General features: G+C 75.0%; 24 protein-coding genes. 6 read left to right on the plus strand and 18 right to left on the minus strand.

Annotated elements, in window-relative coordinates:
- Positions 1-197: 197 nt before the first annotated feature.
- Both AKI01S_RS25395 and AKI01S_RS25400 read right to left on the minus strand, forming a co-directional pair.
- Positions 198-1,496, minus strand: coding sequence for an alkyl sulfatase dimerization domain-containing protein (locus AKI01S_RS25395; protein WP_245681772.1), 1,299 nt, complete (start codon positions 1,494-1,496; stop codon positions 198-200).
- Positions 1,493-2,899, minus strand: coding sequence for an MFS transporter (locus AKI01S_RS25400; protein WP_067823037.1), 1,407 nt, complete (start codon positions 2,897-2,899; stop codon positions 1,493-1,495). The genes AKI01S_RS25395 and AKI01S_RS25400 overlap by 4 nt, the downstream gene beginning before the upstream one ends.
- A 163-nt stretch (positions 2,900-3,062) precedes the next feature.
- On the opposite strand from AKI01S_RS25400, the gene AKI01S_RS25405 reads away from it, so the two are divergent.
- Positions 3,063-4,280: a PucR family transcriptional regulator gene (locus tag AKI01S_RS25405; RefSeq protein WP_084000234.1), complete on the plus strand. Its 1,218-nt coding sequence runs from the start codon at positions 3,063-3,065 to the stop codon at positions 4,278-4,280.
- A gap of 957 nt (positions 4,281-5,237) precedes the next feature.
- On the opposite strand, the gene AKI01S_RS25410 is transcribed toward AKI01S_RS25405, so the two are convergent.
- The 3 genes from AKI01S_RS25410 to AKI01S_RS25420 form a co-directional block, all read right to left on the minus strand.
- Entirely contained in the window at positions 5,238-6,164 is a 927-nt protein-coding gene (locus AKI01S_RS25410; RefSeq protein WP_067823040.1) for a bifunctional helix-turn-helix transcriptional regulator/GNAT family N-acetyltransferase, read from the minus strand.
- Positions 6,165-6,231: 67 nt separating this feature from the next.
- A complete protein-coding gene (locus AKI01S_RS25415) occupies positions 6,232-6,561 on the minus strand; it encodes a DUF3817 domain-containing protein (protein ID WP_067823043.1) in 330 nt (109 codons plus the stop codon).
- Positions 6,562-6,636: 75 nt separating this feature from the next.
- Entirely contained in the window at positions 6,637-6,999 is a 363-nt protein-coding gene (locus AKI01S_RS25420) for a hypothetical protein (protein ID WP_067823046.1), read from the minus strand.
- 127 nt (positions 7,000-7,126) lie between these two features.
- On the opposite strand from AKI01S_RS25420, the gene AKI01S_RS54345 reads away from it, so the two are divergent.
- From AKI01S_RS54345 to AKI01S_RS25435, 3 genes are all read left to right on the plus strand, one after another.
- Positions 7,127-9,781: a DUF6493 family protein gene (locus AKI01S_RS54345; RefSeq protein ID WP_067823050.1), complete on the plus strand. Its 2,655-nt coding sequence runs from the start codon at positions 7,127-7,129 to the stop codon at positions 9,779-9,781.
- Positions 9,782-10,899: 1,118 nt separating this feature from the next.
- Entirely contained in the window at positions 10,900-12,195 is a 1,296-nt protein-coding gene (locus AKI01S_RS25430) for an MFS transporter (RefSeq protein ID WP_067823053.1), read from the plus strand.
- A gap of 5 nt (positions 12,196-12,200) precedes the next feature.
- Positions 12,201-12,743, plus strand: coding sequence for a methylated-DNA--[protein]-cysteine S-methyltransferase (locus tag AKI01S_RS25435; protein ID WP_067823056.1), 543 nt, complete (start codon positions 12,201-12,203; stop codon positions 12,741-12,743).
- A 42-nt stretch (positions 12,744-12,785) separates the two neighbouring features.
- Here AKI01S_RS25435 and AKI01S_RS25440 read toward each other — a convergent pair whose 3' ends face one another.
- From AKI01S_RS25440 to AKI01S_RS51815, 3 genes are all read right to left on the minus strand, one after another.
- Positions 12,786-13,070, minus strand: a complete 285-nt coding sequence (locus AKI01S_RS25440) for a DUF3303 domain-containing protein (protein ID WP_067823059.1) — start codon at positions 13,068-13,070, stop codon at positions 12,786-12,788.
- Positions 13,071-13,154: 84 nt separating this feature from the next.
- On the minus strand, positions 13,155-13,835 hold the full coding sequence (locus tag AKI01S_RS51810; protein WP_067823063.1) for an ABC transporter ATP-binding protein: 681 nt from the start codon (positions 13,833-13,835) through the stop codon (positions 13,155-13,157).
- Positions 13,832-14,869, minus strand: coding sequence for an FtsX-like permease family protein (locus tag AKI01S_RS51815; protein WP_067823066.1), 1,038 nt, complete (start codon positions 14,867-14,869; stop codon positions 13,832-13,834). The genes AKI01S_RS51810 and AKI01S_RS51815 overlap by 4 nt, the downstream gene beginning before the upstream one ends.
- Positions 14,870-14,969: 100 nt before the next feature.
- Between AKI01S_RS51815 and AKI01S_RS25455 the strand changes: the two genes are divergently transcribed.
- Entirely contained in the window at positions 14,970-15,578 is a 609-nt protein-coding gene (locus AKI01S_RS25455; protein WP_067823071.1) for a TetR/AcrR family transcriptional regulator, read from the plus strand.
- On the opposite strand, the gene AKI01S_RS25460 is transcribed toward AKI01S_RS25455, so the two are convergent.
- The 7 genes from AKI01S_RS25460 to AKI01S_RS25485 form a co-directional block, all read right to left on the minus strand.
- On the minus strand, positions 15,566-16,471 hold the full coding sequence (locus tag AKI01S_RS25460) for an oxidoreductase (RefSeq protein WP_067823074.1): 906 nt from the start codon (positions 16,469-16,471) through the stop codon (positions 15,566-15,568). The two genes, AKI01S_RS25455 and AKI01S_RS25460, sit on opposite strands and share 13 nt — an antisense overlap.
- Before the next feature lie 271 nt (positions 16,472-16,742).
- Entirely contained in the window at positions 16,743-17,231 is a 489-nt protein-coding gene (locus tag AKI01S_RS25465) for a glutathione peroxidase (RefSeq protein ID WP_067823077.1), read from the minus strand.
- A 43-nt stretch (positions 17,232-17,274) separates the two neighbouring features.
- A complete protein-coding gene (locus tag AKI01S_RS51820; protein ID WP_169814014.1) occupies positions 17,275-17,430 on the minus strand; it encodes a hypothetical protein in 156 nt (51 codons plus the stop codon).
- 170 nt (positions 17,431-17,600) lie between these two features.
- Complete coding sequence (locus AKI01S_RS51825; protein WP_169814015.1) at positions 17,601-17,756, minus strand: hypothetical protein; 156 nt, start codon at positions 17,754-17,756, stop codon at positions 17,601-17,603.
- A gap of 97 nt (positions 17,757-17,853) precedes the next feature.
- Positions 17,854-18,150 (minus strand): hypothetical protein, encoded by a 297-nt coding sequence (locus AKI01S_RS25475; protein ID WP_067823083.1) that lies wholly within the window; start codon positions 18,148-18,150, stop codon positions 17,854-17,856.
- Positions 18,151-18,300: 150 nt separating this feature from the next.
- Positions 18,301-19,461 (minus strand): LCP family protein, encoded by a 1,161-nt coding sequence (locus tag AKI01S_RS25480; protein WP_067823086.1) that lies wholly within the window; start codon positions 19,459-19,461, stop codon positions 18,301-18,303.
- A 146-nt stretch (positions 19,462-19,607) separates the two neighbouring features.
- The gene (locus AKI01S_RS25485) at positions 19,608-23,276 is read right to left on the minus strand and encodes an AAA family ATPase (protein ID WP_067823087.1); all 3,669 of its coding nucleotides are present in this window, start codon (positions 23,274-23,276) and stop codon (positions 19,608-19,610) included.
- 236 nt (positions 23,277-23,512) lie between these two features.
- Between AKI01S_RS25485 and AKI01S_RS25490 the strand changes: the two genes are divergently transcribed.
- Positions 23,513-23,857 carry an STAS domain-containing protein gene (locus AKI01S_RS25490; protein WP_067823090.1) on the plus strand — a complete coding sequence of 115 codons (345 nt, stop codon included), beginning with the start codon at positions 23,513-23,515 and terminating at the stop codon, positions 23,855-23,857.
- A gap of 93 nt (positions 23,858-23,950) precedes the next feature.
- Here AKI01S_RS25490 and AKI01S_RS25495 read toward each other — a convergent pair whose 3' ends face one another.
- The 3 genes from AKI01S_RS25495 to AKI01S_RS25505 form a co-directional block, all read right to left on the minus strand.
- The gene (locus AKI01S_RS25495) at positions 23,951-24,748 is read right to left on the minus strand and encodes an SGNH/GDSL hydrolase family protein (RefSeq protein ID WP_067823095.1); all 798 of its coding nucleotides are present in this window, start codon (positions 24,746-24,748) and stop codon (positions 23,951-23,953) included.
- A gap of 197 nt (positions 24,749-24,945) precedes the next feature.
- Positions 24,946-25,506 carry a GTP-binding protein gene (locus AKI01S_RS25500; RefSeq protein WP_067823172.1) on the minus strand — a complete coding sequence of 187 codons (561 nt, stop codon included), beginning with the start codon at positions 25,504-25,506 and terminating at the stop codon, positions 24,946-24,948.
- A 34-nt stretch (positions 25,507-25,540) separates the two neighbouring features.
- On the minus strand, positions 25,541-25,972 hold the full coding sequence (locus AKI01S_RS25505) for a DUF742 domain-containing protein (RefSeq protein ID WP_067823100.1): 432 nt from the start codon (positions 25,970-25,972) through the stop codon (positions 25,541-25,543).
- Positions 25,973-25,997: the final 25 nt, after the last annotated feature.

Consider the following 25,997-nt stretch of genomic DNA (forward strand, 5'->3'; position numbering starts at 1 on the left):
GGACCCGATGTGGGGGTTTGGGGGGACGGTCCCCCCAAGGCCAACACAGCCGCTTTCGCCGCAGGCCCGCGCAGACCGCTAGCAATATCGGGGGTCTACACCGTCCCCAACAACCCCAACCCCGCTTTCGCCGCCCCCAACCACAGACCACAAACCCCCGGGGGGGTCTACACCCAACCCCCCACCCCACCCCCTCTCTAGCCGATCAGCCGGGGGACCGTCGGCTTCGCCGCCGTCTCGTCCCCGGCCGCGCGGCGTGACTCGTTGGCCGCCCACGTGTAGACGCCCCGGGCCATCAGCGACGATTCGGCGGCGGCCCGTGCCGCGTACACCTCGGCGCGGGCCTCGTGCAGGCTGGTGTTCTGCGGGTCGGCCTGCACCGCCAGCTCCACCAGGTGCGCCGCCACCCGCAGATCGCCGGAGTCGACGGAGTCGACGGCGCGGCGCGCGGCGTCGGCGAGCCGGGCGGCGCCGCCCGCCAGGTCCGCCAGCGCGCGGGCCAGGTCGGCGGCGGGGGCGGGCTTGAGGTGGGCGGGGTCGCCGTCGTACCAGCCGCCGTACAGCCGCCACAGGTTCCGCACGATGAACTCGGGCTCGTCGTACCGGGCCCGCAGGTACACCCGGTCGGCCAGCCGGGCGGGCGGCCTGACGGCGTGCACGATGTCGTCGAGGCGGCGGCCGTCGTTGAGCATGGCGAGGGTCTGGTCGACGATGCTCTCCAGCCATTCGGCGGTCTCGGTGAGCGCCTGGTGGACGCGTTCGGCGCCGAAGACCGGCGAGCCGTGCGACGGGATCATGACCTCCGCGCCGAGCGCGGCCATGCGGCGCAGCGCGTGCGTCCACTCCCGGGGGTAGCGCTGCGCCTTCTGCGGGTTGCCGCAGTTGGGCGCGAGCCAGATGAACAGGTCGCCCGGCAGCAGCAGCCGGTGCTCGGGCACCCACGCCACGGCCGCGTCGTCGGTCTCTCCCTTGGCGTGGAAGAGCTCGAACGTCAGCCCGCCCCGCGTCACCGTCAGCCCGTCCCGGAACGTCACGTCGGGGTACCGGTAGTCGGCCGGCCAGGTCAGCTCCGGGGCCTGGAACTGCCGCCGGTTGACGATCGTGTTGTAGCCGCGGGTCAGCAGGTAGCGGTCGAAGCGGGCCGGGACGTTCTCGTGCGCCACGACCTGCGGCCGGGGCCCCGGCTCGGCGTCGAACGGCGCCATCCCCATCACGTGGTCGATGTGCCCGTGCGAGTAGAACGCCGTGGTCAGCGGCGCGTCGCACCACTCCCGGACGTTCCGGTGCAGCTGCCCGGCGGTGTACTGGTTGCCGGTGTCGAACAGCACCAGCCCGTCGTCGGTCCGGAACGCCACCGCACTCCCGAACCCGGGCTGCCAGCCGAGCCCGTCGGCGACGTCGACGACGCCCGCGTCGGCCATGCCGGTGTGGGTGATGCTGTCGTCCTGCTCGCCGCGCCACACTCGGTCGGCGTGGTCGCGGATGTCGATGGTCACGCGAGCATCCTCTCGGGGTTCTCGGGGTTCTCTGGGGCCTCGGGGGCCTCGGGGATTTCGGAGGTTTCGGAGTCCTCGGAGATCTCGGAGGTCTCGGAGGTCTCGGAGGTCTCGGAAGTCTCGGGGGCCTCGGAGGTCTCGGCGATGCCCAGCGCCGCGCGATCGCGGGCCGGGCGGATCAGCGCGGCGGCCAGCAGACCGCCGACGATCATCAGCAGGGCGCACAGGTCGAAGGCGCGGCCGAAGCCCGCGGCGGCGGATCCGGCGCGTTCGACCAGGGCGCCCGACAGGGCGGGCCCGAACGCGCCCGCCGTGGAGGCCACCGCCGTCACGGTGCCCAGCAGCGCCGCGCGCCGCGCCGCCGGGGCGACCTCGGCCAGCGCCGACGACATCAGCCCGAAGAACGCGTTGCCGACGGTGAACGCCACCAGCATCACCGCCACCAGCGCCGCTCCCCCGCCGACGCGGGTGAGCAGCAGCATCGCCAGGCCCGACGTCAGCACGGCCGCGCCGCCGACCAGGCCGCGCGCCACCCGGCTGGACCGTCCGGCCCGCAGCATCCGCTGCGCCGCCTGCCCGATCGCCAGGATGAACACGATCCCGACGATCTGCGTCCCGGCGGCCATCAGGCTCGCGGCCTCCAGGCCGTGGCCGTGGACGCGCTGGAGGTACTGCGGCAGCCACGTCATCGCCACCGCCATCATCCAGAACGCCGCGAACCCGCAGGCCAGCGAGCCCAGGACCGTTCCCCGGGCCAGCAGCCTCCGGAACGGCGGCGCCGCCCCGTCCGCCGCGGCGTCCCGCCGGCGCGCCGCGTACGGCCCCTCGCCGCCCAGCCGCAGCCAGAACGCCAGCCACACCAGCCCGAGCGCGCCGGTCAGCGCGAACGCCGCACGCCATCCCCACTGCCCGATCACCACGGCCAGCAGCGGCCCGCCGACCGCGACCCCGGCCGCGCCGCCGACGGTCAGCACGCTGCCGGGCAGGGTGCGCTCCCGGTCGGGGAACCAGCCGAACGCGGTGTGGTTGGCCAGCGGGAACGCCGGTCCCTCGGCCGCGCCCAGCACGATCCGGGTGACGACCAGTGTGGCGAACCCGGCGGCCGGTAGCGCGACCACCAGCTGCGCCGCGCTCCACAGCACCACCATCGTGGCCAGCAGCCACCGCGCCGGGACCCGGTCGGCCAGGAACCCGACCGCCACGCCCGCCACGCTGAACAGCAGGAAGAAGGCGCTGCCGATCGTCCCGAACGCGGTGTCGCCGATGCCGAGGTCGTCGCGGATGCGCTGCCCGGCCAGGCCGAGCACGGCCTTGTCCATGAAGTTGACGGCCATGAAGAAGAACAGCAGGACGACGACCGTCCAGGCGCGTCGCGCGGGGGGCCGCGCGGAAGGTTCGGGCATGACGGGCCTCTCGGTTCCTCGGCGGATCGGCCCCTCGACGGGGCAATCCCTCGACCGGACAATCCCTCGGCGGGTCGGTCCCTCGGTGGGGACGACGATCACTTTTCCGCCGGGCACGGCGCCGGACAACCGTCCGGGGGACCACCCCGATCCGCCGCGCGTTGTGACATGTCACAATCCCTGCCACGACCGAGGGAGGTGCGCCATCACCGCACGCCGCGCCGCCGCGGAGATCGCCGCGCGCTGTGAGGGGCAGGTCAACCGGCTGGCCCGCGAGCTGGCCGAGCGCCATTTCGCCGTGCTGCCCGACTACGACGAGCTGCCCGGGGACATGCGCGACCTGGAGATCGCGGGCACCGCGCGGGTGGCGATCCGGCAGTTCCTGCACACCGCGATGGGCGCCCCGGTCGGCGAGGACGACCTGCGCCTGTTCCGCGAGCGCGCCGCCCAGCGCGCCGAGGAGGGCGTCGACCTGGCCGTGCTGGTGCGCACCTACCTGATCGGCGCCGAGGTCGTGTGGGACGCGGTGTGCGCGGCGGCCCGTCCCGGCGAGGAGGAGGCGCTGCTGTGGCTGGCCCGCCACCAGCTGCGCGGCCTGCGGCGGGTGGTCGGCGAGGTCGTCGAGGCGTACCAGAACGAGCGCGCCGCGATCCTGGCCGAGCGCCGCGAGGCGCTACGCGAGGTGGCCCGCGCCCTGCTGACCGGCGAGTCGGCGCGCGCCACCGCCGCCCGGTTCGGCATCCCGCTCGCCCCCGCCTACCTGGTGCTGAACCTGCGGCTGCCGGACGGGGCCGGGCCGGTCGTGGAGCGCCGGGTGCTGCGCCGCGTCCGCGCCCGGCTGGAGGGGTTCGCCGAGGGGACGCCGCTGACGCTGCTGGACGCGCGCGGCGCGCACGTGCTGCTGCCGGCGTCGGCGGCCGGGCGGCGCGCGGAGCTGGACCCGCTGCTGACCGACCCGGGGGCGGGCGGCGAACGCGTCATCGTCGGGGCGGCCGGGTCGCGCGGCACCGCCGACGTCCCGCAGGCCGCCGACCGGGCGGCGCGCATCGCCCGCATCGCGCAGGCGACCGGCCGCCCGCCGGGCGTCTACGAGCTGCCCGACGTGCTGCTGGACTACCACCTCAGCGGGTCGCCCGACAGCGCCCCGCAGGTCGCCGGGCTGCTCGCGCCGCTGGAGGGCAGGCCCGAGCTGCTGGCGACGCTGCGCGCGTTCCTGGACTGCGACCTCGACCGGCGGCGCACCGCGCGGGCCCTCGCCGTCCATCCCAACACCGTGGACAACCGGCTCGCGCGGACCGCCGAGCTCACCGGGGTGGATCCGCGCACCACCCGCGGCACGGTGCTGTACGCGGCGGCCCTCACGCTCCGTCAGCTCGACTGATCACCTCACGTTTCCCCCTTCTCCTGGCAAAGTCGCAGGTGATCTCGGGAATCTTCCTTGACCTGGGTTTACACCCACATGGCACGGGGGTACTTTCCGCAACGAGATCGTGACGTTGGGTGATGGAGAAAGTCTGGAGCCGGTAAAGCCGGCCCGGCTCCGGAACCCTCGGGCCGAGAAGGGGGCCGGGCATGGAGTGGACGCGGCGGACGGGACGGGCGGCGACGCGGACCGCCGTTCCCGCACCGGTCCGCGCGGCCACGCCCGGCGCCCGGCACCCCGGCTCCGTCACCGATCCGGTGGGCCGCCCATCCGACGACCCGGCCCGGACGGCCGAGGGCGCTCCCGGCACGCCGCACCGCATCCCGCACCGCCCCCCGACGGTGCCCGCGGTGACGGCGGCGACCGGTGACACACCTCGGGCCCTCGGCCGCCCCGACCCCGGTCCCGCCCCCAGGGGGACCGGGAGGGTCGTTCGCGATGGGCACGCGGCGGGCCTGTCGTCGCAGGAGCGCGGTGCGGCGACAGGTCTGCGGACGTCACCGGGGCGGCGGGCACGCGTCCGCCGCCCCGGCGGCCCCGCCCGCGGGACGGCGGCCTCCGACCACCACGGGGCCCCGGCGCCGTACGCCCCCGCGGCACCGGAGTCCTTCACCGCCGGGCCGGTGGCGGCACCGAGCACCCGCCGCCGGCCCGGCCCTCCCGCCGTCCGTCAGCGCCGCCAACGCCGGCCCGCGCGTCGGGGAAGGGAGGTGACGCGCTCTCCGACCCGTCTCCCGGGCGGTCCGTCACCCACGTCCTGACCCCCGTCGAGGACCGCCCGGCAAGAAGCGCAGACCCACGGCCCGCGCCGGTCTCCGGACCGCCGCGGGCCGTGGCGCGCCCGGGAACGGCACGACCCGGGAACGGCACAGCCCAGGAACGACACGGCCCTGGGTCAGAGCACACGGCCCAAGGTCAGAGTGCGCGGCGCCAGATCTGGCCGTGGATCTCGTCGCCGAAGCGGCGGGTGGGCGGCTCCTGCTCGGCGAGGACGAACCCGGCGCGCTCGTACAGGCGGTGGGCGGGTTTCTGGAGCGCCGTCGTCCACAGCATGATCTCTTCGTAGCCGTGGTCGGCGGCGAACCGCACGCACCGGTCCACCAGCGCCTGGCCGACGCCCATGCCGCGCGCGGCGGGCTCGACGTGCAGCAGGCGCAGCTGGGCGACCTTCTCCTCGCGGCGGACGCAGAAGACGCTGCCGACGGGTTCGCCGTCCACCTCGGCGATCCAGGCGTTCTCGCGTTCGGGGTCGTGGTGCTCGACGTAGGCGGCGACCACGGACGCGACCAGGGCCTCGTAGCTGCTGTCCCAGCCGCACTCCTCGTCGTAGAGCACGCCGTTGCGGTGCACCACCCAGCCGAGGTCGCCGGGGCGCGGCTCCCGCAGCGTGTGGGCGGCGGGGCGCGGGGCGTCGCCGAGGATGCCGCGGATGGCCTCCATCGCCCCGAGCAGGCGCCGCCGGTCGGCCTCCGAGAGCCCGGCCAGCAGCGCGCGGATCTCACTGGCGGAGCGTTCGTCCAGCATGGCGAACACCTCGCGGCCGCGCGCGGTGAGGCGGGCGACCTGGCGGCGCGCGTCGCCGGGCGACCGGTCGCGGGTGACCAGGCCGTCGGTCTCGAAGCGGGCCAGCATCCGGCTCAGGTAGCCGGGGTCCAGGCCGAGGGCGCGGCGCAGGTCGGCGACCTCGGTGGCGTCGCGCTGCGCCAGCTCGAACAGCAGCCGGGCCTCGGTCAGGCTGTAGGGCGACTGGACCAGGCTGTCGCCGAGCACCCCGATGACGCCGGTGTAGAAGCGGTTGAACGCGCGGACCGTCGTGATCTGGTCGGCATCCGGTTCGGGCACGGCCTTCCTCCCCGCATATGTTTGACTGAGTCAACGATATGCGGGGCGGCGGTGCCCGGTCCAGGGGTCAGGCGCTGTCGGCCTTCACGTTCCCCCGCGCGGCGGTCTCCCTCGCCTCGGCGACGATCTTGCGCTCGACGAAGAACGCCAGGAACGGGATCAGCCCCGCCGACACCATGACCACCATCTTCTGCAGCGGCCACCCCGCCTTGCGCCACAGGTCGTAGGCGAGCGCCAGGTAGACGATGTAGAGCGCGCCGTGGATCGGGGAGATGATCGCCGACGGGGTGCCGTTGCCCCCGATGTAGCGGATCGGCATCCCCACGAAGACGACCAGCAGCAGCATCACGCCCACGATCAGCGCCAGGATGCGGTACCGGTTGATGGCCGCTTCCACAGATCACACCTTTCTCAGCGCGCCCGGCGGGCGCGGTCCAGTACGGGGTCCGGCGGCTCGGTCGCGCCGGCGGGGTCAGTCGCGCCGGTGGGTCTCGGAGTTGAGCCGCGCGAGGTAGCGGTTGTAGGCCGCCAGCTCGGGATCCTCTTCCTCCTGCCGCCGGATGATCTCCCGCTTGACCGACGCCTCGGCGGGCTCCTCGATGACCTTGGGGCCCTTGGTGGTCTCGGTGCCGTTCAGCTCGTCCCGGATCATCTTGATCCACATCACGACCACGAAGATCGCGAAGATCGGCCACTCGAAGGTGTAGGCCCAGCTGCGGTCGTTGCCGGCCTGCGCGCGGTCGAACTGCCACCAGCCGAAGCCGAGGAAGGCGACGACCAGGAAGATGGCGATCGCGTGGAGGCCGAGCCAGCCGGGGGTGAGGAACCTGCGCACGGCATCGAGCGTACCCCGCCTCCGGCCGAACCCGAGCACACCCCCGCTCCAGCGAACATCCCCGCCCTGACCTGCGACGATCACGCGTCCTCGCAGAATGTCGGTGTCCGCGCCTACCTTGTGCGGTATGGCGACGACCGTGTGGGGACAGGCCCGGGCACTGCTCGACGGTGCCGACGTGCCCGCCCTGGTCGCGTGGATCGGCGGTCTCGACCGGTCCACCCGACAGGACGTGGCCCGGGAGCTGCCCGGATATCTGCGCGCGGCGCGCGACCCCGCCGACCGGGGCCGCGCGCTGGCGCTGCTGGTGGCGGGGGCGGGCGTGTTCGACGACCCCGAGGAGGCGGCGGCCTGGCTGGCCCGGCCCGAGCTGCGGCCGTGGTCGGCCGTGCCCGGCCACGCCGACCTGACCGGCCCGGTCGCGGCGGTCACGGCGTCCCGGCCGGCCGAGTGGCGGACCGAGGTGGCCCACCGCGCCGCCGAACGCCTCCGCGCGACCGACCTGACCTGGCAGGACGCCTCGCTGTGGCACCTGGCCGCCGCGCTGACCGGCGACACGCCCCCGCTGGGCGACGGCTTCGTCGTGAACTGGGTGGTGTGGGGCGGACGGCCCGAGCGGCTGGCCGACGACCCGTTCCTGGACGCCCTGCTGCCCCGGATGTTCCGGGTGGAGGGCCTCGGCCGCCGCCTGGTGTGGGACAAGCCGGGCGACGACCGGCAGGCGTCGTGGGCGGACGCGCTGCTCGGCCTGACGCGGTCGGGCCGCCTGGACCGGGGGACGGTCCTGGACCTGTGCCTGGAGCGCTTCCAGCTCGGCGGCCGCCCCCAGGACCTGTACTGGTTCGTGCGGCTGCACGACGCCCTGGAGCCGACCCCCGACGAGACCGCGGCGCGGCTGCGCGCCTACGTCCTGCTGCTGGCCGACGCCCCCGCGCCGGTGGCGGCGGCCGCGTTCCAGCGGGTCCGCCGGATCGACGAGGCCGGGCGCCTGGACGTCGAGCCGTTCGCCGAGGCGGCCGGGCACCTGCTGGCCCGCCCCGAACGCAAGCTGGCGGGCGCGGCGCTGACCTGGGCGGACCGTTCGGCCCGCAAGCGCGACCGGGTGGACGCGACCCTGCTCGCCCTGACCGCGCCGTTCGGCTCCCCCGCCCTGCGCGACCGCGCGGCGAAGGCCGCCGCCAAGCATCTCGCCCTGGCGTCGCAGGAGACCCGCCGCCTCGTCCGGGACGCCGCCTTGGTCCTCCCCGCCGAGCTGCGCGAGCGCCTGACCGCCCCCGAGCCGGAGGAGCCCGTGCCGCCCGCGCCCCCGGCGTACCGGCCGCGCCCCCTGCCTCCGCCGCTGACCACGCCCGCCGAGGCGGTGGCGCTCCACCTGTCCGGCGACCGCTCCTGGCCCGCCGTGGAACGCCTGATGGCGGCCCTGGTCGAGCTGTCGTTCCGCGCGCCCGACCGGCTGCGGGAGGCGTTCGTCCGCGCGCTGCCCGACGCGGGCCGGCCGGGCACGATCACCGCCACGCTGAACATGGGCACCCCCGAGGAGTGGGTGACCTGCGCCGTGCGGGCCGTGCTGTCCCCGGCGCACCGCCAGGACGGCCTCGCGCCGCTCATGCGGTTCCACCGGAAGGCGGCCTGGTACGAGCGCTCCGACGACGAGCCGGTCCCGCACCGCTTCCTGATCTGGCGGATGCGGGAGATCGTCAGCACGATCGGCCGTTCCCCGGTGCTGCTGGCCACCCCCACCGAGTCCAGCGGCCACCTCGACCCCTCCGTCCTGGTCCGCCGGCTGGAACGCCTCGCCGCCGCGGGCGTCGAGCCGGGCCCGGCCGACCTGGTCCAGGCGCTGCTGCGCCTCCCCCGGGGCGCGGCCGCCCCGACCTCCCATCTGACCTCCCGGGCGGCCCGCGCGGTCCGCGCCTGGATGGCGGCGGGCGGCCTCCCCGACCCGGAGGTCACGGTGACCCTGACGGAGGCGGACCGCCCCGTCCCCCTCCTCCCGGCGGGCGCGCCCACCGGCGAGCGCGACGGCCCCCGGCGCCCCCACCGGGGCGGGCCGCCCGACGCCCTGACGGCGACGGTCACGCTCCCGACGGCCGTCCCGCCCGATATGGAACGGCTGTGCTCGATCCAGCACGACGAGCTCTGGCCGCGCCCGCCCGCGTCGTTCTTCGGCCCGCACGACTGGTGGCCCGCCGTGCTGCCGTCCCACCGCGAGATCGCCGCCGCCCACCTGCTGCCCCACCTGGTGCGGTGGGGCGAGGGCGACCACGGCCAGGGGGCGACGCTGCGCGGGCTGGCCGGGGCGGACGGCCCCGCGGGCCCCGCGACGGCGACGGCCCTGGTGTTCGGGCTGGGGTCCCGCTCCCCCGAGGTGCGCCAGGGCGCGGTCAGGGCGCTGCTGACCCTCAGCGCCCGCAACCAGCCCCCGCCGGACCTGGGCACCGCCCTGGCCACCCTGGTCGCCCACGATCAGGTCGTCCTCGGCCGCGTCACCGACGCCCTGGCCGGAGTGGCGGCCGAGGGCGCGCACGCCCACGTGTGGGCGGCGATCCGCGACGCCCTCCCCCACCTGCTGCCGGTCCCCGGCCGCCGGGCCCCCTCCGGCCTGACGGCCCTGCTCACCCTGGCCGTCCGGACGGTCGAGGCCACGGGAGCGACCGGCTCCCTCCCGGAACTGGACGCCCTGGTCGCCCGCCGCGGGGCCAACCGCCTCACCGCCGAGGCCACCCGCCTCCACCGGGCCCTGACCCTCCGCACGGTCCCCCTGGACATCCGCGTCTCCTAGCGGTGTCACAAAAGCCCTGGCCCACGGCCCGCCCCCAGGGAGCCCACGCCTCACCAGGCCTTGGCAAGCGCGACATCGCTCCGCGATCCGCCCGACGGAGCGGATCCGGACATCGGCGCCCCCGACGCCTGCGACGGCCAGCAAGGGCGCCGGCCACCACGCGCATCCGGTGGAGGTTCGGACTTCCTGCCCCGCGCTCCGCCAACGGCGCCCGCACGACCCCGCCCGCCCGAACGGGGCGAGCACCCGTACGCCCCGGCGCACACAGCGAACCGATGACACGCCGGACACCACGCTCACCCGCTCCCCCTGGACGCTCGGGCCTCCTGCCCCGCACTCCGCCAACGGCACCCGCACGACCCCGCCCCGGACGGGACGAGCACCGGTACACCCCGGCGCACACAGCGAACCGATGACACGCCGGACACCACGCTCACCCGCTCCCCCTGGACGCTCGGGTCTCCCCCGCGCCCCCTGGCGGTGTCCGCGCGATCCTGCCCGGACGGAACGGGCTCGGGCGTGGGCGCGCCTCAACGCCCGGCTCTCCTCCAGCCGCATCTCGCCGGGGCCGCTGCTTGACGTGTGATGATGCCGGTGGCCTCCACGCGCGACCCGCACCGGCGCGTCTCGGTGCGTGACACCGTTCCTCGGCGGGAGGGCCGGGTGGGCGACGCGGATGGACACGTGAACGTGCTCATGAGGAGTGCGCTCCGGCCGTCTCCCTGTTCCTCCACCGGTTCCTCGCGCATCGCGGGGCTCGCCCGGCGGGCCAGCGTGAGCCGGGGGCATACGCGTCACATCCGCTCGTGCCGTGGAATCGGCCGGGGCGAAGCAGCCGGTGCGGCCCGACGCCCTCCGGTCGCGCCTCGCCGCCGCTGCCGCGCCGACCGGCCGGGTCGTCAACGTGTCGGGCGAGCCGGGCTCCATGACGCCCGGTGTCCCCTCCGGCCGAGGTCAACGCCGTCGGCCGCGGCCCCGCCGCCCGCGTGTCTCACCCGGCAGGTCGGGATCCGTCGCTCGATCTCCGGGCCGGGTGCGGAATAGATACCCCGGAGGAGTATCTTTACCCGGCATAACATGATTGATACGGGCATTCGCTGATGACGGGATGGAATGGGATGACGGTCGTGGACGACAGGCCCCTGGCCTCCGGGGAGCGGCACCCGGCGCAGCGGAGGGTGCTGGCCGTGCTGACCGCCACCCAGGTCCTCGGCGGGGTCGGGGTGGCGACCGGGGTGGCGATCAGCACGCTCGCCGCCGTCACGCTGTCGGGGTCGGAGGCGGTCGGCGGGGTCGCCCAGACCAGCGCGATCACGGGGGCGGCCGTGCTGGCGGTGCCGATGGCCCGGCTGGCCGCGGGCCGGGGGCGGCGGCCGGCGCTCGCGCTGGCGTACGGGAGCGCGGCGCTCGGCGGGACGGTCGCCGCCGTCGCCGCCGCGCTGGAGTTCTGGCCGCTGCTGCTGGTCGGGCTGTTCCTGTTCGGGGGCGGGACGGCGGGCGGCCTCGCGGCCCGGTACGCGGCCACGGACCTGTCGGCCCCCGGCCGCACGGCGCGCGACCTGTCGGTGGTGGTGTGGGCGACCACGATCGGGTCCATCGCCGGGCCCAACCTGGCCGGTCCCGCCGACCGGGTCGCCCGCGGTCTAGGGCTGGCCCCCTGGTCGGGGCCCTTCGCGCTGGCCGCGGCGATGTTCGCGGTCTCGGCGCTGGGGGTGCTGTTCCTGCTGCGGCCCGATCCGCTCCGGATCGTCCCGGGGAAGGCGGCCGGGACCCCTGCCCCGAAGGGCGGCGGCTGGCGGGAGCTGCGCCGCAACGGGCGGGCGCGGCTCGCCGTCGCCGCCATCGTGGTCAGCCACATGGTGATGGTCGCGGTGATGATCATGACGCCGGTGCACCTGCACCACGGGCACGCCGACCTCACCGTCGTGGGCGTGGTGATCAGCCTGCACATCGCCGGGATGTACGCGCTGTCGCCGCTGCCGGGGTGGCTGGCCGACCGGTTCGGGCGGGTGCCGGTACTGCTGGGCGGCATGGCGATGCTGGCGACGGCGGCGGGGCTGGCGGCGATGTCGGGCCCGCACGACGTGGTCCTGCTGTCGGTGGCGCTGACGCTGCTCGGCGTCGGGTGGTCGTTCGGGCTGGTGGGCGGTTCGGCGCTGCTGACCGAGTCGGTGCGGGCCGCCGACCGCCCGGCAGTGCAGGGCCTGTCGGACCTGCTGATGAACGGCGGCGGGGCGCTCGCCGGGCTCACCGCGGGCGCGGTCGTCACCGCGCTGTCGTACGCGGCGCTCGGCGTGGTGGCCCTCGCGCTCGTCGTGCCCATGACCCTCGCCCTGCTGCTGTCGCTCCGCAACCGGAACGGCCGCGCCGGGGTTCGTATGGATGACGGGACGCCGGTCGACGGTGAAGGATGAGGGATATGAGCGAGACGGTGGCGTTCGGGTCGGTACGGACCGCCCTCGGGAACATCCTGGTCGGGGTGACCGAGGCCGGGGTCGGGTGGCTGGCGTTCGGTGACGGGCCGGAGGAGCGCGAGCGGGCGGAGGCGGCGTTCCGGCTGCCCGTGGTGACCGATCCGGCGCGCACCGGGCCGGTGCTGGCCCAGATCGCGGACTACTTCGCCGGGAGGCTGACGAGGTTCGAGATGCCGATCGACTGGCGGCTCACCTCGCGGATCCAGCGGCAGGTCCTCGGAACGCTGTTCGACGGCGTCGGCTACGGCGAGGTCGTCACCTACGGCCAGCTCGGCACGCGCAGCGGCGCGGGCGTCCCGGCGCAGGGCATCGGGCAGGTGATGGGCAGCAACCCCATCCCGCTGATCGTGCCGTGCCACCGGGTCGTGGCGTCCAACGGCCTCGGCGGCTACAGCGGCGGCTCGGGCGTGGAGGTCAAGCGCTGGCTGCTGACGCTGGAGGGGTCAATCCCCGCGACGCTGGACTGGGACCCCGAACGGGGGCCGTGACCCGCGCGGGCCCGTCCGGGCCGGCGCGGGTCACGGGCCGGCTCAGCGCTGCTTGCGGAACTTCTCGATCATCTGGTCGTACGGCAGCTCGTAGATGGCGTGGACGTCCCAGTTGACCACGTCCATGTACGGCTCCAGGATGTCGGTCAGCTCCTGCGGGTCGTCGGTCTCCACCAGCATGAAGCCCGCGCCGCCGCCGGCTAGGTTGTACCAGCCGCGGATCTTCTCGGGGCTGTTCAGCCCCTTGTCGTGCTGGTCGAGCACGCGGGAGCGGACCTCGTCCGCGCGCGCCCCGGGCTGGTACCGGAATCGGCAGTACCACAGCATGATCGGCCTCCTTGCCGTCGTGAGCCGTGGCCCCCTTCTAGCCCCCTCAAAGACCGTTAAACCGGACAAAAAGTCCCTTTTCTCTCAGTAACCGTCGCGCAGGAGGCCGTCCTCGATCGAGACGGTGCGGTCGGTCAGGTCGAGGGCCCGCTCGTCGTGGGTGGCCAGCAGGACCGCCGCCCCGGTGTCGCGGGCGTGGGCGGTCAGCAGTTCGGTCACCGCCCGGCCCCGGGCCCGGTCGAGGCTCGCCGTCGGCTCGTCGGCCAGCAGCACCGGGGCCCTGGTGAACAGGGCCTGGGCCACGCAGGCGCGCTGGCGCTCGCCACCGGAGAGCCGGTCGGGATAGCGGCCGGCCTTGGCCGCCAGGTCCACCGCCTCCAGCAGGCACCGGGCCTCGGCGCGGTCGGCCGGGGTCGGGCGGCGGCCGGTCACCACCCGCCGGACCAGCAGGTTCTCCTCGACGGTGAGGTAGGGGATCAACGAGCCCGCCTGGAGGACGTAGGCGACCCGGCGGGCGGCCTCGTCGCGGCGGCCCGTCAGCGGGGTGCCCAGCACCGTCACCTCGCCGGAGGTGGGGCGCAGCAGGCCCCCGGCCACCGCCAGCAGCGTCGTCTTGCCCGAGCCGCTGGGGCCGAGGAGCGCGACCGCCTCTCCCCCGCGCAGGGTCAGGTCGATCCCGTGCAGGACCTCGGCCTCGCCGTAGGAGTGGCGGACGCCGCGCAGCACCAGCGGCGCGGCGGGGGCGACGGCGGGCGCGGCGGTCACGCGTTCCTCCCCAGGGACAGCAGCGGGTCGACGGTGAGCAGGCGGTGCAGGGACGCGGCCGACGCGGCCAGCGCGAGGGCCGCCAGCAGCGCGGCCGACAGGGCGGCGGCGGAGCCGGGCAGCGAGAACGCCCCGGCGGGCATCGCCGCGCCCGCCCCGAGCACCACCGCGAAGCCCGCCGCGACGCCGAGGACCGTGGTGACGGCGACCTGGAGCAGGTAGGAGCCGACCAGCAGGCGGGCGCGGGCGCCGGTCGCGCGCAGCACCGCCAGGCTGGCCTCCTTCTGCATCGTGAAGATCCAGAAGACGGTGCCGACCAGCAGGGCCGAGACCGCCAGCAGGAAGCCGCGGATCATGGCGATGGTGCCGGTCTCGGCGGCGTAGCCGGGGACGGCGTCGATCGCGGCCCGCCGGGTGACCGCCTCGGTGCCCGCGACGGCTCCGGTGATCGCGGCGGCGGTGGCGGCGGGGTCGCGGTCGGTGTCGACCAGGTAGACGCCCGTCGCGGGGTGGGCCGGCTGGGTGCGCCGCCACACCGGAAGGGGGACCCGCGCGACGGCGGTGTGCTGCACCGAGCCCAGGTCGGCGAAGCCCGCGACCCTCACCCGGACGCCGCCCGGTTGCAGGGTCACCGTCTGGCCGATCCCGGCCTCGGGCGTCAGGGTCCGGTCGAGGACGATCCCGTCGGCGGCCCCGTCCGTTCCCGTCAGCGCCACCGGGAACGCGCCGTTCGGGCCCTTGGCCTGCGCCATCGTCTGGCCGAGGGGGCGCACGGCCGTCACGCCGGGAACGGCGGCGATCCGCGCGGCGTCGGCGGCGGGCAGCGCGCTGCGCGACAGCACCCGCTCCGCGCCCGCCGAGTAGACCACGACCGCGCCCGGCAGCCGCCGCAGCCCCGACACCCCGGCGTCCCCGAGGCCGACCGCCAGCCCCGTCAGCATGAAGACCAGGAACGCGACCAGCCCCACCAGCGCGGCGGTCAGCCCGAACCGGACGCGGCCGTGGCGGATCTCCCGCCACGCCAGAAACCACACGGCGAACCCCTCTCTTCCCGACATCGCGTAGGCAAAGATACCTACGAAGCGTCGGAAAGCAAAGTTACCGACACCATGTCGGAAAACGTAGAATGGGCGGGTGCCGAGAATCAGCGAGCCCACCGTCGCCGAGCACCGCGCCCGCCAACTGAGGACCCTGCTGGACGCCGCCCGCGCCCTGGTCGCCGAGGAGGGCATCGAGGCGCTGTCGCTGGCCGCCCTGGCGCGCCGAGTGGGGCTGTCCCGGCCGAGCCTGTACGAGTACTTCCGCTCCAAGGACGACCTGGTCGCCGCCATCGTCGAGGAGGAGCTGCCCCGCTGGGCCGCCCACGTCGAACGCGCCCTGGCCGGCCCGCCCGACCTGGTCGCCAAGGTGGACGCCTACATCCGCGCCCAACTGGAGGTCATGACCGACGGACGGCACGCGGCGGCCGTCCAGCTCGTCGAGCACGCCCTGGCCGAGCCCGCCCGCGAACGCATCCGCGACGGCCACGCGCAGCTGCTGCGTCCCCTGGTCGCCGCGCTCGCCGACAGCGGCATCCCCGAGCCCGAGCTACGCGCCGAACTCATCCAGGGCATCGTGGAGGCGGCCGCCGACGCCGCCCAGCGCCGCGCCGACCGCGCCGCGGCCGTCGTCGAGGCGGCCGTCGCGCAGGCCGTCCACGGTCTGGCGGCGCCCGACCCCGGCCCGCGGGATCAGGACTCGTAGACCACGCCCGTCAGGTCCTCCGACACCCGCCACAGGCGCTCGGCCAGGTCCCGCCGGCCCGAACGCGGCGGCGCCGCCACCTTCACCGGCGCGCCCCGGTACTGGAACCCGCGCGGGCCGTACAGCGCGCCGCCCTCGGCGCCCGGCGCGGTCGCCGCGTACAGGGTCGGCAGGGCGCCCATCGCCGCCGACTGCGCCACGAGCGTGTTGGCGTAGGTCATCAGCCGCTCCTCCAGGCGGCGGCCCGTCATCCTCGCGCCCGCGGCCTGGAGGTTGGTGCTGGCGTAGCCGGGGTGGGCGGCGTTGCTCAGCAGGTCGGCGTAGCGGCGGTCGAGCTCCCTGGCGAACAGGATGTTCGCCAGCTTCGACTGCGCGTACGCCAGCCACTTGTTGTAGCGGCGCTCCCCCTGGAGGTCGTCCCAGCGGACGGCGCCCGCCCACGCGAAACCGCTGGTCACCGTGGTCACGCGGGGGGAGCCCGCGGCGCGCAGCGCGGGCAGCAGCAGGCCCGTGAGCGCGAAGTGGCCGAGATGGTTGGTGCCGAACTGCGTCTCGAAGCCGTCGGCGGTGGTGCGGCGCGGCAGGGCCATCACCCCGGCGTTGTTGACCAGCAGGTCCAGCGGCTCGTCACCGTGGCGCTTGGCGAACGCCCGCACCGAGGACAGGTCGGCCAGGTCCAGCGAGCCGAGGACGGCGTCGGCGTCGGGGGCGGCGGCGCGGATCCGGTCGAGGGCCGCCCGCCCGCGTTCGGCGGAGCGGCAGGCCAGCACGACGGAGGCGCCGCGCCGGGCGAGGCCGAGCGCCGTGTGGTAGCCGAGGCCGCTGTTGGCCCCGGTGACGATCGCCCGCCGACCGGACAGGTCCGGGATGTCGGCCGCGCTCCATCCGCCCATGGCGCACCTCCCACGTCATGCCGCCGACCCCAAGCTAGACGTGCCGTCGAATAGCGACAACCGATCCCCGGCGATGTGTCCGACGACACAGTCCCGCCGGGCGTGGGGGGCGAGCATGGGGGAACGCGGAGACCACACGACCTGTCCCACGAGCCGTCCCGTGTGCGCGCCGCCCGCGAAGGACTCCGCCCGGCGAGCCGGGCGGAGTGCCTCGCCCACGGCGCCCTCCGCGCCGGGTGTCGGGGGGTGTCGGGCGGGCGTCAGGCGGGCGTCAGGCGGGGAGGTGCTTCTCGATCGCGGCCACGACCTCGTCGGACTCGGGCCCGACCTGCGGCGCGAAGCGCGCGACGACCGTGCCGTCCGGCGCGACCAGGAACTTCTCGAAGTTCCAGCGGATGTCGCCGGTGTGACCCTCGGCATCGGGGACGTCGACCAGCTCGCGGTACAGGGGGTGCCGTCCCTCCCCGTTGACCTCGACCTTCTCGGTCAGCGGGAAGGTCACGCCGTAGGTGGTCGAGCAGAACGCCTCGATCTCCTCCGGCGTGCCCGGCTCCTGTCCCAGGAACTGGTTGCAGGGGACGCCGAGCACGGTGAAACCGCGTTCGGCGTAGCGTTCCTGGAGCTGCTCCAGGCCCGTGTACTGGGGCGTCAGGCCGCACTTGGAGGCGACGTTGACGACGAGCACGACCTTGCCCCGGTACCGCGCGAGGTCCGCGGAACCGCCACGCAGACCACCGATCTCCACATCGAAGACAGACATGCGGCCGATCTTAGGCGGCGGGCGCGCGTCCTCCCGCCCGGCGTCAGGTGCCGAGCGTGTTCACGAAGGTGGCGAGCTGCTGCCCCGCCCTGCCGAGCTGGTCGAACGCGTTGTTCACCACCCCGGCCGCGGCTCTCGGGGAGGTGAGAAGGTAGAAGATGACGAAGGCGATGGCCACATAGCGGAGGTTCTTCTTCATCCGAACGCCGTCCCTGTTGTAGCGCAGCGACACAACACTGACCCGATCAGATTGTGCCCATCTGCTCCGACCCGCAAAGCGGGATTTTACTGTGACGGCGCGGCAAGCGGATGGTGCCCGGCGCGCGAAGAAGCCCCGCACCCAAGGGGCACGGGGCGGTCACGGAGCCGTCAGGGAATGGCGCTCACGAACTGTGACAGCGACTCGGCGGCGCCGCCGAGACCCCCCAACGCGCTGTTGACCAGGTTGGCCGCGCCCTCGGGGCGGCTGATGACGTACCAGGCGACGAAGGCGATGGCGCCCAGCTTCAGGTGCTTCTTGTTCACGGTCCCCCACCCTATGCAGTCAGTTGCCTACGCAGGGTAGTTCCCCGAGTGACGGCGATCACATACCAACGCGGGGTAAAAAGGCCGTGTCCGCGCCTCAGTCGGCGCCGCCGCGGCGCGTCAGGTAGTCGATGTAGAGGGGGCGCAGCGCCTCGCCGAGCTCCCCCTCGTCGGCGTGGGCGAACTCGTCCAGCAGCGACAGGCCGTGCAGCATGTCGAACTTCGCGCGGTCGACCTCCCCGAGCGCCGCGGCGGCGGCCGGGATGGCGCGCAGCAGCTCCCACAGGAACCCGACGTCGCGCCGGGCCTTGGCCAGTGCCAGGGCGCGGTCGTGGAGGTCCTTCGTCGACAGGGCGTCCAGGTCGGCACCCGCACCAGGCGTCACATCCGTCATGCGACGACTGTAACCGGCGCCCGCGGCCCGTTCGCGGACCCCCTCGGCGACGGGCCGCGCCCACCACCGGTCACCCGGCCACGGACATCACCCGGCCACGCCGTCACACTGTCCGCCGCCACCCGGTCACGACACCACCCGGTCACGACGTCACTTGGTCACGACGTCGGCGGGCACCCGCTGGTCGTTGCGGAGCGCCTCGAACAGCCGTCCCGCGCGGTTCCGGTCCCAGGTGATGTAGGCGCCGACGCCGGGCGCCGAGCCGTTGCCGCCGATCGGGACGGTCGTGGTGACGCCGTCGCCGCCGGTGACGCCGCGCATCGCCCACATCATCCGCACCAGGTCGTACAGGTGGTCGTTCTCGTCGACGGTGAAGTTCTCGGTGGCGTTGAGCGCCAGCGGGACGCTGCGGAACGGGTTGAACATCACCGAGGGGCTGGTGGCGCGCTTCATCAGCGCCCCGAAGAACTGCCGCTGCCGCTGCACCCGGTCCAGGTCGGCGCGGGCCGAGGCGCGGGTGCGGACGTAGCCGAGGGCCTTGGCGCCGTCGAGCTCCTGGCAACCGGGCCGGAGGTTCAGTCCCGCCTTGGGGTCGCGCATCGGCTCCTTGACGCACATCTCCACGCCGCCGATCGCGTCGACGACGCCGACGAACCCGCCGAACCCGATCTCGGCGTAGTGGTCGATCCGCACGCCGGTGGCCTTCTCGACGGTCTGCACCAGCAGCTTGGGGCCGCCGAACGCGAACGCCGCGTTGAGCTTGTTGCTGCCGCGGCCGGGGATCGGGACGTAGGAGTCGCGCGGCAGGCTGACCAGCGTGGTGCCGCCCGCTCCGTAGTGCAGCAGCATCATCGAGTCGGTCCGGCGGCCCTCGGCGCGGCCGGTCGCCATGCGCCTGCGGTCAGCCCGGCTGAGGCCCTCGCGGCTGTCGGAGCCCACGATCAGCCAGTTGGTGCCGGGGGTGTCCGCGACGCGGCCCGCGTAGTCCTGGAGCACCGCCTCGCGCTTCAGCCGGGAGTCCAGGTAGAAGTAGCCGCCGACGCCGACCAGCAGCACCACGGCCACGAGCCCGGCCAGGACCTTCGGCCAGCGGCGGCCCCGCCGGACCGGCGGGCGCCGCCGGCGCCCGCCGTCGTGGTCGTCGTAGGAGGCGTAGGGGTCCCGGTCGTAGGGGTCGTGCCCCTGGGCCTCGTAACCGTGGGTCTCGTGGCTGTAGGGGTCGCGACCGCGCGCGGCGCCGTAGCCCCGTAGCTGGTCCCCGTCATGGGCATAGGGGTCTTCAGCGGGTACGGGAGCGGGCCTGCGCGCCACGGGTCGTCCTTCCTGTACTCGGCCCGGGCGGGCCGACTGCGTGTCCGTTCCGTAGACCTTAGACAAAAGGGGGTGGTGTTCGCGTCCATCCCGCGCATGACGCCGCCGCCCCCGGCGTCACCGCGGCGGCGGAGGGCGCCCGCCCGTCAGATGTAGCCGAAGCCGATGCGCGCCGGGCGGTCCGGGGCCGGCGGCAGGTCCTCGGGGCGCAGCAGGCACACCTCGGCCGCGGTGATCGTCTCGGGGGCCGCGTCGGCGGCGGCGGTGAGCCGCCGCCCCTGCCGGGAGATGGTCTCCTCCAGCAGGTTGCGGACCAGGCGGGCGTTGCCGAACGACTCGTCGCGCGGCTCGGCCGCCAGCCGCCGCGCCACCGCCTCCAGCACCCCGTCGGACAGCGCGAACCCGTGGCCGGTGGCCATGTGCGCGAAGATCTCGACCAGTTCCTCGTCGGTGTAGTCGGGGAAGTGGATCCGCTTGGGGAACCGGGCGGCCAGGCCGGGGTTGGAGCGCAGGAACGCCTCCATCGGCCGGTCGTACCCGGCGACGATCACCACCAGGTCGGCGCGGTGCTCCTCCATCAGGGCGATCAGCTCGGCGACCGCCTCGTGGCCGAAGTCGCGCTGGTCGCCGCCGCCCATGGTGAGCGCGTACGCCTCGTCGATGAACAGCACCCCGCCGAGGGCGCGTTCGACGGCGGCGCGCACGCGCGGGGCGGTCTGCCCGACGTACTCGGCGACCAGCGCGGCGCGGGTCACCTCGACCAGGTGGCCCGACGACAGCAGGCCGAGGTCGGCGTAGACCTCGGCGACGAGCCGCGCGACGGTGGTCTTGGCGGTGCCGGGGTTGCCGGTGAACACCATGTGCCGGGCGGGCTGCGGGACCGGCTGCCCGGCCTCGCGGCGCAGCTCGCCGGAGCGGGCGTCGGCGACCAGGCCCGCGACCTCGGACTTGACCGCCGCCAGCCCCACCAGCCGGTCGATCTCGGTGAGCGGGTCGCCGGGTCCCCGGCCGGTCTCCCGGTCGGGGACCAGGGAGTCGGGGACGTCGGCGGGCAGGATCTCGTCGAGGCGCTCGGTCTCGTCGACCACGCCGTCGGCCAGCACCCGGCGGCCCTGCAGCGCCACCGCCCACTCCAGCAGGTTCGCCGCCAGGCGGGCGTTGGCGAAGCCGGGCCCGCGCGGCGCGGCCCGCAGCAGCGCCGCGACCTTCTCCGCGACGCCGTCGGCGAGCGTGAGCCCCGACGCGGCGGCGCGCCGCTGGAACACCTCCGCCAGCTCGGCGTCGGTGAGGTCCGGGAAGTGGAGGGTCAGGGGGACGTGCGCGGCCAGCTCGGGGTTGGCGCGCAGCAGGCCGTTCAGCCCGTCCTCCGGCCCGGTCAGCACGATCACCAGGTCCTCGGGGTCGCTCTGCGCGGCGGCGACCAGCGCGTCCAGGGACTCGCGGCCGTAGGGGGCGTCGGGCGCGGCGAGGGTGTGCGGGTCGCGGACCACCAGCACGCCGCCCTGGGCGCGGCCGAGGGCCCGCCGCACCCGCATCGCGCCCTCGCCGGGCAGGTCGCCGAGCAGGTCGGCGCGCTCCACCTCGACCAGGTGGCCCGACGACAGCACGCCGAGGCCCGCGTAGACGCGGCCGAGGATCCCGGCGACGGTGCGGCGGCCGGTGCCGGGGTTCCCGGCGAACGCCAGGTGCCGGGGCCGCGCCCCGGCGCGCATCCCCGCCTCGCGGCGCAGGTGGACGGCGCGGGCCTCGGCGACCAGGGCGTGGATCTCGCGTTTGACCGGCGCGATGCCGACGCAGGCGTCCAGGTCGGCCAGGGGGTCGCCGGTGGCGTGGCCGGGCAGCAGCCGGTGCGGCAGGTCCGCCTCGGTGATCGTCGGCGCGTCGTCGTCGGTGTCGGCGGCAGGGTCGGTGGCAGGGTCGGTGGCAGGGTCGGTGGCAGGGGCGGCGGCGCTCTCCCGGGCCAGGGCGCGTTCGACGGCGGCGCTCGCGCACTGGGCGGCCAGGTGCTCGGCCAGCCGCGCGCCGCGCAGGTTCCGCAGCGCGGGGGTGCGGGCCAGCAGCGCCCCGGCGGCGCGCGCGGCCCCGGCGGTGACGTCCACGCCGCGGTCGGCCGCCGCGCGGCGGAACAGCTCCGCGTGGTCGGCCTCGGTGAAGTCGCGGGTCCGGGCCACCTCGAACGCGCGCACCAGCGCCGGGTTGACGTCGAACAGCCGCCGGTCGCCGTCGGCGTGGCACAGCGCGACCACGTCCAGGCCGGGCGACCGGGCCATCAGCCGCCGCAGCTCCTCCACGGCCGCCAGGCCGCAGCGCTCGTGGGCGGCCAGGCGCTCCAGGTCGTCGACCACCAGCAGCAGGCGGCCCTCGACGCAGTCGCGGACGCGCGCCTGGAGCCACAGGACCGCGTCGCTGACGCCGAGCGAGGCGAACACCTGGTCGGAGATCCACAGCGCGTCGCGGATCGCGCCGCGTTCGACCAGCACGCGCTCGGCGAGCCGGACGGCGGTGCCCCGGCCGGTGCCCTCGGGCCCGGCGACCAGCAGCCGCAGCGGGCGCAGCCCGGCCAGCCGCGCGCCCAGGCCGTCCTGGAGCGTCCGGGTCAGCTCCGGCTGCCCGACCAGGGGCTCGCCCTCGCCCTCGGGCTCGGGCCCGGCGGCGGGCCCGGCGGGGGTGACGGGCTCGGCGGCGGTTTCGGCGGGGGGCTCGGCGGGGCGACGGGCGGCCAGCCGCTCGACGATCGGGTTGACGACGCGGCGGCCCGCGAACAGCCGCCGCAGGTCCGTCTGGAACGCCCGGATCGGCACCAGGCAGCGCGGGCTGGCCGCCGGGTCGGGCAGCCCCTGCGCCGCGCCGGTCACGCGTACCGCCATGTCGAGCCAGGCGCGGCAGGCGTCGGCCTCCCCCGCCACCAGGCCGCGCGCCAGCCAGGCGCGCACCTCCTGCTGCCAGGGCTCCACCGCGAAGTCGTCGCGCAGCGCGCGCAGGCGTTCGGTGAGGGTCTGGTGGCCGTCGGCGCCGAGCGGGACCGCCAGCTCGGCCGGGGCGGTCCGCACCTCGGCGGCCAGCAGCAGCCGGGCCAGCGCGTCGGGGAGGCGGTCGCCCTCCCCGACGGCGGCGACGAGGCGCCCGTGCGCGGCGGTCAGGCCCGCGACCGCCCAGTCCAGGTAGCCGACCGGGCCGGACAGCTCCGGCAGCAGCGCCAGCTCCTCGTCGGTCAGCCCGGCGGACCAGAGCTCGTCCAGGCGGTCCAGCGGGGCGGTCAGGTCCTGCTCGCGCAGCGCCGGGTCGGCGGCCCGCCGGTCGAACAGCCCGGCCAGCGCCCGCCGCCGCGCCGCCACCGGCTCCAGCCCCTCGAACACCTCCAGCCCGGCGCGGGCCAGCTCGTACATCACCGCGCGGCGTTCGGGGTCGTCCCCGGCGGGCTCGGGCAGCCACAGCCCCGGCGGGCGCCACCGGCCGCCCTGGGTGAACCAGGCGAACGGGTCGCGCACCGCCCGTTCCGGGGCGGCCAGGAAGTCGCCCAGCACCTCGTAGTCCACGTCGCCGCGCGACCCCGCCCGCACCGCCGAGGCGCCCAGCAGGAACGTCAGCAGCGACCACTGCTCGGCCCCGGTCACGGAGGTGTCGGGGCCGTAGAAGTCGCTGAGCCGCCGGGAGAGCACGGCCGCGCGCGGGTCGGCGTTGAACGCCACCGCGCGCTCCCGCATCCGCTCGTACAGCCCGTCCGGAACGCGCCAGGGCCCGAACGCGTAGACGTCCAGCACGGGCTCGTCGGTCAGCAGCAGTTCCAGATGGTCCGGCAACCGGGGCGCGCTCACCAGCGAGGGTCCTTGTCGTCAGGGGAACGGGTACCTGATGAGCACCCTACGGCGCGGGCCGATCACGCACATCCCTTCCGGCCCGTCCGGCCCGGCGCGCCGGGAAAAACCTCGATGGAACGCTCCGGTGGGCCGGTACCGCTTGGCAGGGCGGGGACCGTCCGCGATAGTTGCCATATGGAAAGCTTTCGCCGGGGCTCCGGCGAGAGCACCCGGAACGGAGGGGGAACCACCCCGTGCTTCCACTGGAGATCACCGCGCGTCGGCATGGTGAGCGCACGCTCGTGAGCCTGCGCGGCGAGCTCGATCTCGCCAACGCCGACGACCTCCGGAAACGGCTGCGCGCCGCCCGCGCCGCCCACGGAGACCATGTGGTGCTCGACCTGGCCGACCTGGAGTTCATGGACTCCCAGGGACTGTCGGTCCTGGTCAACTGCTACAAGGCCGTCACCGCCGCCGGTGGCAGCCTCACGCTCGCCGGTCCCCGACCCATCGTCCGCCGCACCCTGGAGATCACCGGGCTGCACCGCCGCATGCGGATCGTCCGCTCCCTGGAGGAGGCGCTGCCCCCGGTCCACTGAGCGGCACGGCCTCCGGCCGCCGCGCCCCTGACCGCCGTCCCCGCCGCGCCCCCGCGGCACTTCCGCCGCGGGGGACGGCCGTTCGGCCTGCGGTCACAGCGGCAGCGGGGTCGGGCGCTTGGGCTCGCGGCCGTCGCCGGAGGAACGGCCCCGCACCCGGCGGCCGACCCAGGGCAGGAAGTAGGTCCGCGCCCAGTGGACGTCCTCGCGGCGCATCGTCAGCCAGTCCGCCGCCTCCAGCGGCGGCCACGGCTCCCGCCAGCCACCCTCCGCCGGGACGCCGAGCACCTCGGCCACCCGCAGCGCCAGCCGCCGGTGCCCCTCCGAAGACAGGTGCAGCCGGTCCTCGTGCCAGGCGCGCGGGTCCTTGAACACCGACATCATCGACCACAGGTCCACCACGTCGCAGCCGCGCCGGTCGGCGATGGCCCGCAGGTGCATGTTGTAGGTGGCGGCCCGGCCGCGGATGCGGTGCCCCGAACGCAGGTCGCGGGTGTCGAAGCCCGTGAACAGCACCACCCGCGCGCCGGTGGCGCGCAGCCGCCGCACCGCGTCGTCGAACTCCACGGCGAGGGCGTCGGGGTCGGAGCCGGGACGGATGATGTCGTTGCCGCCCCCGCAGAACGTCACCAGGTCGGGGTCCAGCTCCACGGCCTTCGGCACCTGGTCCTCGACGATCTGGCGCAGCAGCTTGCCGCGCACCGCGAGGTTCGCGTACCGCAGCCCGGAATGGTGGGCGGCCAGATGCTCGGCCAGCCGGTCCGCCCAGCCCCGGTACACGTCGTCCCGGCCGGGGTAGGGGTCGTTCATGCCCTCGGTGAAGCTGTCACCGAGGGCGACGTAGGTGCCGATCCGCCCGGCGGCCGGAGTCCCGTTCTGAGTCTCGGTCATCGCGTTTCCCGGAAGAGAACTCTGCTCGATCACGACGAATTATCATGCATCGTGCACACATCCCTACGCGACCGTAGGGACGCCGGATCGGGCCGAATGTGACGCGCGGAACGTCCACCGGGGCCCGTCGGTGACGGTCGGGTCACCGACGGAGCTCCTCGCGCGCCGGACCGGGGTCGTGGCGGACCGGGGTCGGGTCAGACCGGGGCGGGCCCGCCCGCCATGTGCATCTGCATGGCGTGCTTGACCAGCGTGATCAGTACCGCCTTGGTCGACTCGCGGCTGCGCGCGTCGCACTCGACGATCGGCACGTGCGCGCTGATCGACAGCGCCTCGCGGATGTCCTCGACGTTGTACTGGAACTCGCCGTGGAAGCCGTTGACGCCGACCACGAACGGCAGGCCCAGTTCCTCGAAGTAGTCGACGGCCGCGAAGCAGTCGGCCAGCCGCCGGGTGTCGACCAGCACGACCGCGCCGATGGCGCCCTTGACCAGGTCGTCCCACATGAACCAGAAGCGGTGCTGGCCCGGGGTGCCGAACAGGTACAGGATCAGCTCGCTGTCCAGCGACACGCGGCCGAAGTCCATCGCGACGGTGGTGGTCGTCTTGTCCGGCACCGCCGACAGGTCGTCGACCTCGGCGCTGGCCGCGGTCATGACCGCCTCGGTGGTCAGCGGCATGATCTCCGAGACCGATCCGACGAAGGTGGTCTTGCCGACGCCGAACCCGCCGCCCACCACGATCTTGACCGATGTCAGCTCACCGTCGGTGCCGCCGGGGCCGGTGCCCCGGTCAGAGGTTGCGAAGTCCAACGAGAACCCTTTCCAGCAGGCGGAGATCCGGCTGCGTTCCGGCGGGACGCGACTGGTGCAGCCGCAGCAGTCCCTCGAGCGCCATGTCGGCGATCAGCACGCGGGCCACGCCGAGCGGCAGCTTCAGCAGCGCCGACACCTCGGCCACCGACCGCGCCGAACGGCACAGGTCCATGATCGCCCGGTACTCGGGCGTCAACATCGCCACGTCGCGCGGCGGGTGCGGCGCGGCCGACACCAGCGCCTCGATCGCCAGGTCGTACCGTGGTTTGGTCCGTCCCCCGGTGACGGCGTAGGGCCGCACCAGGGAACTGGAGTCTTCCTCGGGCACAGGCTGCCGGGCGGGCGCCGTGTCGTACCCCCAGGGGGGATTGCCGCCCGGACCGGCACCGTAGGGACCGCCTCGATCCATCTCGCCGACCTCCGTCAGAGTCAGT

It is taken from the genome of Actinomadura kijaniata NBRC 14229, assembly GCF_001552175.1.
Lineage (GTDB): Bacteria > Actinomycetota > Actinomycetes > Streptosporangiales > Streptosporangiaceae > Spirillospora > Spirillospora kijaniata.

Coding starts and splice junctions, on each gene's coding strand:
- AKI01S_RS25400 (WP_067823037.1), bottom strand. CDS start 2,899: ATGCCCGAACCTTCCGCGCGGCCCCCCGCGCGACGCGCCTGGACGGTC.
- AKI01S_RS54345 (WP_067823050.1), top strand. CDS start 7,127: ATGGCGACGACCGTGTGGGGACAGGCCCGGGCACTGCTCGACGGTGCC.
- AKI01S_RS25430 (WP_067823053.1), top strand. CDS start 10,900: ATGACGGTCGTGGACGACAGGCCCCTGGCCTCCGGGGAGCGGCACCCG.
- AKI01S_RS25435 (WP_067823056.1), top strand. CDS start 12,201: ATGAGCGAGACGGTGGCGTTCGGGTCGGTACGGACCGCCCTCGGGAAC.
- AKI01S_RS25440 (WP_067823059.1), bottom strand. CDS start 13,070: ATGCTGTGGTACTGCCGATTCCGGTACCAGCCCGGGGCGCGCGCGGAC.
- AKI01S_RS25460 (WP_067823074.1), bottom strand. CDS start 16,471: ATGGGCGGATGGAGCGCGGCCGACATCCCGGACCTGTCCGGTCGGCGG.
- AKI01S_RS25465 (WP_067823077.1), bottom strand. CDS start 17,231: ATGTCTGTCTTCGATGTGGAGATCGGTGGTCTGCGTGGCGGTTCCGCG.
- AKI01S_RS51820 (WP_169814014.1), bottom strand. CDS start 17,430: ATGAAGAAGAACCTCCGCTATGTGGCCATCGCCTTCGTCATCTTCTAC.
- AKI01S_RS25475 (WP_067823083.1), bottom strand. CDS start 18,150: ATGACGGATGTGACGCCTGGTGCGGGTGCCGACCTGGACGCCCTGTCG.
- AKI01S_RS25495 (WP_067823095.1), bottom strand. CDS start 24,748: ATGACCGAGACTCAGAACGGGACTCCGGCCGCCGGGCGGATCGGCACC.
- AKI01S_RS25505 (WP_067823100.1), bottom strand. CDS start 25,972: ATGGATCGAGGCGGTCCCTACGGTGCCGGTCCGGGCGGCAATCCCCCC.